This window comes from Nostoc sp., from assembly GCF_036917455.1.
In the GTDB taxonomy this organism is placed as follows: Bacteria; Cyanobacteriota; Cyanobacteriia; order Cyanobacteriales; family Nostocaceae; genus Nostoc.
Genome location: NZ_JBALDK010000249.1, coordinates 1 through 8,217, shown reverse-complemented (window position 1 = coordinate 8,217; position 8,217 = coordinate 1). Strand labels below are relative to the sequence as shown.

Genomic DNA, 8,217 nt, shown 5'->3' with positions numbered 1-8,217 from the left:
CTCTTCAGAAAGATGATTTTTGGCTGGCATAGGTGGCTGATACTGGATTAATTATTTAATCTCTTATTATCCAATCTAGCTGCGTAACAGCTTAACTCCGGCTCTGATGGCATTTGCTCCTCTAAGAGTTGGTGAGCAAACTGTTGAAATATGTGCAAATTGTCATCAAAGCGAATTATTTTAAGCACCGGCCAGGTATGAGCCATTGCTGGTTCTAAGCCCAGTCGAACCGCAAGGGATGACTTACCAATACCTGTGATTCCGACTAGCATCAGTACACGGCAATTGCCCTGAATCTTCTGAGTTAATGCATCAACTAATAATTCACGCCCGATCCAGCGAGTTTCATGCTCTTCAATCAAAGAAGTAGAATATTTTGATGATGACAAACTCCCTAATGGTTTAACTTCTGGTATGAGAGAAGCTGATTGACTGGGAAACTGAGATTTTTGATGTTTAGTGTAATACTTGAGGACACTTTGAAAGTTTAATTTTGTCACTTTCTGTCCTAGATTAGCTGAGAGCATCTGCCAAAGTTGCGAACCAGTATCTTTGATGTAGCCATAGTCATAGTCAAAACTATTGGCAATCTCCATGTAAGACTGCCCTTCCCAAGACTGGCAAAAGACAATCTTTTGTACCTTATTCAACTGCTCTATCTCTAAAATCTCCTCAAGGATATTTAGTGCATCATCAACAGTCATTTTTTACAATTAAATTTCTGGGATAGCTATTTCTACTCGTTTCCCAGTAGTCATTCCGCACTGCTAAACGTGAATTAGTGTGGATATTTACAGTTATAGCAGCTTTATCCTTTCACAAAAGTTTAATAGGAAATAGGTAATTGGATAAAAGCTATACCTAATTACCTATGATTCATTACTGGCTTTGTCCTTGGGTTGAAACTGTTAATACTTGTGGTGGTGTGGCATCAGGCGGATAGAGAAAGTCTACTTCTACTAAAGAGCGATCGCCAGCTTTCATATTTAATGAAACTAAGGGTTGTCCTGGTTGACCTCTCTTTTGCACTAAATGCACAAACTGAGTTTGTGGCTGATTTTGCTCATCTTTGTAACGTACCCGCACTGTCCCTCGGAAAAATACTTCGCGGGCTGGTGTACTGAGAAAGCGTAACCCTGGTTTGACTAACTCATTCTCCTTGAGTGGTGTTTGTATGGACACACTCACAGTTTGAGGAATTTGAGTATTGTTGTATAGCGGTAACTTGAGATTATATTGAATCCCATAGTTGCCATGAGCGCGATATGCGGTGTCAGGATAGCGCACCAGCATAGTAGCACTTTGAATTTGACCAGTTCCCAATGTTCCGCCAGGCAGGGTACTCAAAGCGTAAGAAAATACTTGACCAGGCTGGGGAATAGTCAGATACCTAGCTTTAGGATTATCCACTAATAAGGCTCTCCATCGCGAACCACCAGCGACTCCAGCAACACGCCCATAAATTATCGGCTTGGCAGTTTCTTCTAGGGGAGTGGGCGCTTTATCTCGTGGCCCAGCCAGATCGCCATTATCTAGTAAATTCTGCCACTCTTCTAAAGTAGGCGATCGCTCACTGCCATCAGGATTCACTCTTGCAAACATCGCTAGGCTAGCTGCATAGACAATGCCATTACTTTGCAATCGGATCAATGTAGACCGACCATTAAGAGGCGGTGTCAATCCCTGCACAGGAATTGGTAAATTTAGTAACATCCGACTTTGCTTTGCTGGAATTTCAATTTGGTTCGGGAAAATCTCTTGTCGTAGTCCCCTCAGCACGTCAGACATAACGCGATCGCCTGGGCCAGCAAAAATTGTCCCTAAAGGATTTTGGCTAAAGGATGGTAACTGAATAAATGGCGCATCCGGTTGACTCAAATAACTCGCCGCCTGCCAAATATTCACCTTCACTGCTTGCGAACCAGGGTTGTGCAAAATTATTCCTAAATAGAGCGAGCGCAAATTTTCTGGTGGTTCAGCCCTAGCAACGTGATGGGCAAAAATATCAAATCGTCCTCGAAAGGGAAAATTCAAATGCGCTGTCGGCACTTTTTTCCCATCTGGTGGAAAAGTGGAGAGTAAAATTCCTTCTTTTAAAACCAATTCTGGACTATTGCTATTAAAGGTTGGCACTGTATCCAATTGACCTGGTAAAGGACGTACTTCTTGCGGTTGCACGACTTCTTCAGGTGGTGGTGTGGTAGGAGTTGATTGAGCGATTGGGAAAATTAGTAACAATGGCAACATATACTTAGATATTTCTTTCACCATACAGACATTAACAACTTGATGAAAGTGCCAGTTTGTTAATAATTAATACGAAATCTGCAAGAATCTCCATCAAATTTTCTTGATTGAGAACCAGTACTCGGACAAAAATACAACAGATCGGGAGTTGATTTTCGGTTAAGTAGTCAACACTGAATAGTAAAGACAAATTTACCGTAATCATGGCTAATCTCAATTGCCATTGCTCACACAACTACTTTTTCTAAATAAACTTCTGTCTATAAAACCATTTTTCCCAGCTAGCAAATGCTTCCACACTTAATTGTGTAAGGATTGTAGCCTGTCTACAACAGATAGTTTAATCAGATTGAATTGCATTGATTTTTTTCATTACCTGAGTACTTGTCAGTTGCATGTCTACGGGTAACTGGCGGAAAAAACTTCAGTAATCTGGTATCAGATCGAGTTTGCTAACTTCAAGTAATAAATCATCAGAAGAATTCGACTGTTGATCTCTTAGGCAAATGTCAAAATAAGTTAATAGAATTCTTTTCTTCATAACAAATATTATTTAGAATAGAAAAACCCTCCATAATAAATTTACAAGGAGCAGGTGAATGCCAGTTATTGCGGTCGTAGACTACGAGATGGGAAATTTGCACTCAGTCTGTAAAGGCTTAGAAAAAGCTGGGGCAACTCCTAATGTTACTTATTCTCCAAAGGAATTAGAGCAGGCAGATGCAATCGTACTACCAGGAGTAGGAGCATTTGATCCAGCAGTGCAACACCTGCGAGCGCGTGGTTTGGAACAACCTATTAAAGAAGCGATCGCATCTGGTAAACCTTTTTTGGGAATTTGTTTAGGATTGCAAATTCTCTTTGAATCAAGTGCAGAAGGTATCCAACCAGGACTAGGAATTATCAAAGGAAAAGTGCGGCGCTTTCGTCCCGAACCTGACATCACTATTCCTCACATGGGTTGGAATCAGCTACAAATGACTCAGGGAAAAAGCATTTTGTGGGAGCATTTACCGTCCGATCCTTGGGTGTATTTTGTCCATTCTTACTATGTTGACCCAACAGACCCGCTAATCCGTGCAGCAACCATCACCCACGGTACTCAAACCGTCACAGCTGCGATCGCTCACGAAAACCTCATGGCAGTTCAATTTCACCCCGAAAAATCCTCTAATATCGGATTGCAAATCCTGTCTAATTTTGTTGCTCAAGTCCGCGAAAAAATTCCTGCCTAATACTCTTTTTGTCATTTGTTCTTTGTCCTTTGTCCTTTGTCTAAAACTAATGACCAATGACTAATAACTAATGACCAATGACTAATAACTAATGAGCCTGAGAATTTACGGTAATCGCCAGCTAAAAACTTTACCAGGAAAAGAAACTAGACCTACCAGTGCGCGGGTAAGAGAGGCAGTATTTAATATTTGGCAAGGAGAAATTGCAAGTTGTCGCTGGCTAGATTTGTGCGCCGGGACTGGTTCAATGGGCGCAGAGGCTTTGTGTAGAGGAGCCAGCCTAGCAGTGGGAATTGAACAATCTAGCCGAGCCTGTGCCACCATCCAACAAAATTGGCAGCAGGTAGCTAATGCCGAGCAAGAATTTCGGGTATTGCGGGGAGATATTACGCAGCAGTTAAAGACTTTATCAGGCAAACAATTTGATAGAATTTACTTCGATCCACCTTATGCCAGTGGATTGTACCAGCCAGTATTAGAAGCGATCGCTCACCATCAACTTTTAGACCCTAGTGGTGAAATCGCAGTTGAACACGCCTCACAAGGTTGGACACCACCAGAGATTCCCTCTTGGGAAATTTGCCGCGAGAAAGTTTACGGCAACACATCACTTACTTTCTACAGAGTTGTGCAATGAGAGGAGAAGGGAGTGAGAAAGACAAGGGAGAGAAGGGAGAAAAATTGCTTCTTTGTCCTCCTTGTCCCCCTTGTCTCCCCTATTCAGCACGGGCTAAACGTCCCGCTACCTCTGCTAACAGCACTTCCTCAACCGCCCAACTGATTGGGGCGCTTGTATTGCTTATAGGCAGCGTAAAACAGTCCGGCGAGGGTGACGAAAACTAGACCAAGGACAATACCTGATAGCAGGGGTTCAACCACTGTAAATCTCCTCTTTGTAATTATTAAATATTCGTTGCCTGTTTTTGATTTTACCAAATTTGGTATGAATCCTACGCCCTACAGACTTTTTGGAGGGAGACTGGTCACAAGAAAATAGTCTTATGTGCTTGCAGACACGATCAAGAACTTTTAAGCTATGTGTAGGAAATGAAAACTTTTGAGCACACCTAGATTTTCACAGCAAACCTTTTGGATAACCAGATTACCAAACCTGAAATTTTGATTCAGCGCATCGTTTTATTGACGCTGGCCATACTGCTATCAGTCCCTTTGGGCTTTTTTGGTATTCAGTTGGTTCAAGCCTCCGATCCTTATGTTAAGAGTGTTCTATCTCTAACAGGAAACCCAGTTCAAGGACACGCGATCTTTCAAATTAACTGTGCTGGTTGTCACGGCTTAGAAGCAGACGGGCGAGTAGGGCCCAGTTTGCAAGCTGTCTCCAAGCATAAATCTCAATATGGATTGATTCACCAGGTGATCAGTGGCGAAACGCCGCCAATGCCAAAATTTCAGCCTAGCACCCAAGAAATGGCGGATCTTTTGAGCTATTTAGAGTCGTTGTAGATGATTTCTGGAATTACTACAAAGACTTACTCGCTTACAAAGATTCTCCCACTTAGCAAGCCACAGAAAAATTACAGTCTGAATTTGTCAGCTTTTTGCCACTCCTCGTAAATTGGGAATCAGCTTTTTTGAGTATGTGCCTTCATCCATATCCATCAAACAAGTGTGTGGAATTGAGCTATTCATGGTGAGCCAGTGCGTTGGGCGGGTTTTCCGACTTGAAACAACTGGCGAACCCGTAAGAGTGAGGACATCTGAGGCTATTAAAACTCACTTTTTTAGTACTAAGCTAAACCACATCTAGTTTGCATATCTAAAATTTTTATAACTCTTGTGAGGTGGGCATCTTGCACGCCCTAATTATGTAATTGAAATGTGGAACAGCTTATCTGCGCTTTCACGCAACTAGAATTAATGCGAACTCAAGAGTTAATTGAAAACTGGTACGAAGTCCAGATAAATTTATCTCTTCAAGTAGCTCGCGACTTCATCCTAGGACAGCTGGTAAAGAAATCTGGCTTAAATTTACATTACGATATTTCTGTCAATGCGTAAGTCCTGGTTATGGCAACTAGAATAATTGCTTACCCCAAACTATTGAAGGGATACCATAGAAATATATATAAACTGTATATAGCATTCCGATTTTATTTCTGAAAACGTACTGAAACTGGAAAGCCCATTTTATAAGGGTTTCATCCGAAATATTGTTCAAAAATCAGATATGAATCCTATATTTTAAAGTATGTAATTTTTGAAAAAGTGAGGTTACTGTACCTAACTCGGTAAGATTAAGACAAAAGCTCCTAGTCGAATGGCTACCATTTAGCTTCTTTAACAAACCAGATATTCTTGAGATGCCCGAAAGCTAATGACTGAAGCGATCCAAATCGGTAATCGTACAATCACAGCGAGTGAACTGATTTCCTTGCTGACAAGTTACCAAATGCTGCCACAGTTGCAGCGAGAATTGATAATTGATGAGGCGATAGAGCAAAACTCACGCTTCGGGAAGGTAGTGATAGAGTGTACACCTGAGGAAGTAGCCCAGGCCAAACAGCAGTTTTACGCTGAAAAACAGTTCAAAAATGAAGAAGACATCCAGGCTTGGATGGCACATCAAGGGCTGATTCCTGAACAACTAGAAGTTATTACCACTCGTAAGCTGAAAATTGAAAAATTCAAGCAAGCTACTTGGGGTAATAAACTAGAATCCTACTTTTTTCAGTCAAAGGCAAAACTAGACAAAGTGATTTATTCACTACTACGAACTCAGGATGTGGGAATTGCCCAAGAACTTTACTTTCGGATTCAGGCAAAAGAAAACTCTTTTGCTGACTTAGCGCGGGAATACTCGCTCGGGCCAGAAGCCCAGACTGGTGGCTTAGTAGGTCCGATTGAACTGAACGCACTACATCCAGTAATGGTGCAAATGCTCTCTAGCAGTCAACCAGGTCAGATATTGCCCCCTACCCGCATCGCTGACTGGTTCGTGATTTTGCGACTGGAAAAATTTATCCCCGCACAACTGGATGAATTTATGAAAGTGCGCCTCTTAAATGAGCTCTTTGAAACCTGGCTACAAGAACAGCAAAAACAAATATAGCCGTATGCATTTGAATGAGATACGAACTAATGTACTATAAAGTTTCTATACTGAAAATTAATAGTTACTTAGAAAACTTTAGGCTGGTTCTAAGTATTCAGTGACGACAGTAGCAACAATGAGTGAACCAGTTATGAATATCTTGGAGAGATATTTTTTCAAAAGCCGTATCAATGTCTTGAGCTAAGTCATGATAGGTACGAGGCACAAGAGAACGAATAAACTAAACTCTTTGAGCTTCGACCAATAGTTTTCTATGGGAGAGAAATCAGGGGAATATAGCGGTTTTCACTTATTAGGCTCTGAAAAAAAGTTAAACTTACACTAAGGTGATTTCCGAAAAAGAATTTACCACCTAAATTGGTTGAATCAAGATATCCCATCTGGGCAGAAGTAGATTTTTCTGCAATCTAGACTCGACTTGCTTCATGGCTTTCTTAGTCAGGGAAATCCCATTTTGGTAAACAATGTTGCTTAAAGTCAAAATTGGATGTAACCCTTTCCAAGTCATACTAGAAGCCCATGAAAGCATAACTTCAACATCAACAAATTTGGCTCCATTCCAATGCTGTTCAAGAATGCCTCAACAGCGCTCTATGGGATTATATTTACTTTTGCTTACCCTGGATAAGAAACTAATTGAATTGGTCTTTGTTGCTGATCAATAAATTCGACCATTCTTTTTAAGAATTGAGTTCGTACTCCACTACTTTCGGAACCGTTATCAATTTTAATTTGTATTAGTTCGGTATCCTGTCTTTTTTCTGGTATAATTTTTTCCATCAATGAATCAGGTTATCAACAATGAAATCCCTGGTTTTATAGGAACTACCAAAGATAATATGTAGTTGCCCATTATCTTCGTCTACAATCCCACAGGGAATGTATTTTTCCTTGCATCCCATATCGTGGTCGCTAGCTTGATTGTCCCAAGATAGTTTTTCCTCCACGCGAATAATCGCCAATATTTACAGTGGCTTTGCAGTCTATGCTTAGTCTCTTAACTGATTCGCTTGTTGCAATATTTTGAAAGTCTTTGATGTTGTTGAAGATGTCATGTGTTTGTGGTATTTTTTTTGAGGCTTGGCTTTTACAACTAGGCGAAGACGATAGCCCATTCGGTTCAATACTTGTGCCATTGTACTAGCTCGTGGCAATTAATTGCTCCGGGCTAAATCCAAGCTCTTTTAGCTCTTTCAATGCCGATGCTGCTGTTAGTCTGGTATAGCTCCCTCTAGACTAGACGTTGCCCTCCACGACCTAGTTGTGTAACAGTTTGCGCCATAAATTTACGTCTAGCGGAACCTTTGAGTTGAAATGCAGTTTCAATCAACAACTTTTTCAGAGAATCAGTTAATACTATAGACACAGACATCGTTTGCCATATTCAAAAACAAGCGTCATTATTCAAATTACTACAAAAAAGGGGGTAAAGGGGCTGCCGACGGCTGCCCCTTTACCCCCTTAAAATGATTATCATTATTATTAATGGCATAGTTTATTTTCTGGAAATCCCTTAATGCATACCGATATATTTATATACCCAATCTTCCCACACTGTATTTGACTCAAGTGAGAACCGCTATAAATAGAAGAAAGTGTGAAAGTCAAAAGAAAGAATGAAAAAATAAAAGCCTTCTCATTTGGAATTTGAGGAGGCTTTTA

At 40.8% G+C, this 8,217-nt stretch carries 11 protein-coding genes and 1 pseudogene; 5 read left to right on the top strand and 7 right to left on the bottom strand.

The window, feature by feature from the left end:
• Positions 1 to 47: 47 nt before the first annotated feature.
• Together V7K42_RS27390 and V7K42_RS27385 are read right to left on the bottom strand one after the other, a co-directional pair.
• On the bottom strand, positions 48 to 704 hold the full coding sequence (locus V7K42_RS27390; RefSeq protein WP_334920654.1) for an ATP-binding protein: 657 nt from the start codon (positions 702 to 704) through the stop codon (positions 48 to 50).
• A 175-nt stretch (positions 705 to 879) separates the two neighbouring features.
• Positions 880 to 2,247 carry a DUF3370 domain-containing protein gene (locus tag V7K42_RS27385; RefSeq protein ID WP_334920652.1) on the bottom strand — a complete coding sequence of 456 codons (1,368 nt, stop codon included), beginning with the start codon at positions 2,245 to 2,247 and terminating at the stop codon, positions 880 to 882.
• A gap of 599 nt (positions 2,248 to 2,846) precedes the next feature.
• Here V7K42_RS27385 and hisH point away from each other — a divergent pair.
• Positions 2,847 to 3,482 (top strand): imidazole glycerol phosphate synthase subunit HisH, encoded by a 636-nt coding sequence (gene hisH, locus V7K42_RS27380; protein ID WP_334920650.1) that lies wholly within the window; start codon positions 2,847 to 2,849, stop codon positions 3,480 to 3,482.
• A 91-nt stretch (positions 3,483 to 3,573) separates the two neighbouring features.
• Positions 3,574 to 4,119 carry a 16S rRNA (guanine(966)-N(2))-methyltransferase RsmD gene (gene rsmD, locus V7K42_RS27375; RefSeq protein ID WP_334920648.1) on the top strand — a complete coding sequence of 182 codons (546 nt, stop codon included), beginning with the start codon at positions 3,574 to 3,576 and terminating at the stop codon, positions 4,117 to 4,119.
• A 128-nt stretch (positions 4,120 to 4,247) separates the two neighbouring features.
• Here the strand turns inward: rsmD and petG are convergent, their stop codons facing one another.
• Positions 4,248 to 4,361 carry a cytochrome b6-f complex subunit V gene (petG, locus tag V7K42_RS27370; RefSeq protein ID WP_063721252.1) on the bottom strand — a complete coding sequence of 38 codons (114 nt, stop codon included), beginning with the start codon at positions 4,359 to 4,361 and terminating at the stop codon, positions 4,248 to 4,250.
• Positions 4,362 to 4,571: 210 nt separating this feature from the next.
• On the opposite strand from petG, the gene V7K42_RS27365 reads away from it, so the two are divergent.
• The 3 genes and pseudogenes from V7K42_RS27365 to V7K42_RS27360 all read left to right on the top strand — a co-directional run bounded on the left by V7K42_RS27365 (position 4,572) and on the right by V7K42_RS27360 (position 6,552).
• Positions 4,572 to 4,946 (top strand): c-type cytochrome, encoded by a 375-nt coding sequence (locus V7K42_RS27365; protein WP_012411291.1) that lies wholly within the window; start codon positions 4,572 to 4,574, stop codon positions 4,944 to 4,946.
• A 151-nt stretch (positions 4,947 to 5,097) separates the two neighbouring features.
• A pseudogene (locus V7K42_RS29030) lies at positions 5,098 to 5,501 on the top strand (hypothetical protein); the annotation flags it as partial.
• Positions 5,502 to 5,817: 316 nt separating this feature from the next.
• Positions 5,818 to 6,552, top strand: a complete 735-nt coding sequence (locus tag V7K42_RS27360; RefSeq protein ID WP_334920646.1) for a peptidylprolyl isomerase — start codon at positions 5,818 to 5,820, stop codon at positions 6,550 to 6,552.
• Between the two features lie 355 nt (positions 6,553 to 6,907).
• Here V7K42_RS27360 and V7K42_RS29025 read toward each other — a convergent pair whose 3' ends face one another.
• The 4 genes from V7K42_RS29025 to V7K42_RS27350 form a co-directional block, all read right to left on the bottom strand.
• Positions 6,908 to 7,132: an ISAzo13-like element transposase-related protein gene (locus V7K42_RS29025; protein WP_442938638.1), complete on the bottom strand. Its 225-nt coding sequence runs from the start codon at positions 7,130 to 7,132 to the stop codon at positions 6,908 to 6,910.
• 202 nt (positions 7,133 to 7,334) lie between these two features.
• Positions 7,335 to 7,502: an ISAzo13-like element transposase-related protein gene (locus V7K42_RS29020; protein ID WP_442938636.1), complete on the bottom strand. Its 168-nt coding sequence runs from the start codon at positions 7,500 to 7,502 to the stop codon at positions 7,335 to 7,337.
• Positions 7,468 to 7,623 (bottom strand): ISAzo13-like element transposase-related protein, encoded by a 156-nt coding sequence (locus tag V7K42_RS29015; RefSeq protein WP_442938637.1) that lies wholly within the window; start codon positions 7,621 to 7,623, stop codon positions 7,468 to 7,470. The genes V7K42_RS29020 and V7K42_RS29015 overlap by 35 nt, the downstream gene beginning before the upstream one ends.
• A 163-nt stretch (positions 7,624 to 7,786) precedes the next feature.
• Positions 7,787 to 7,921 (bottom strand): hypothetical protein, encoded by a 135-nt coding sequence (locus V7K42_RS27350; protein WP_334920643.1) that lies wholly within the window; start codon positions 7,919 to 7,921, stop codon positions 7,787 to 7,789.
• Positions 7,922 to 8,217 lie beyond the last annotated feature (296 nt).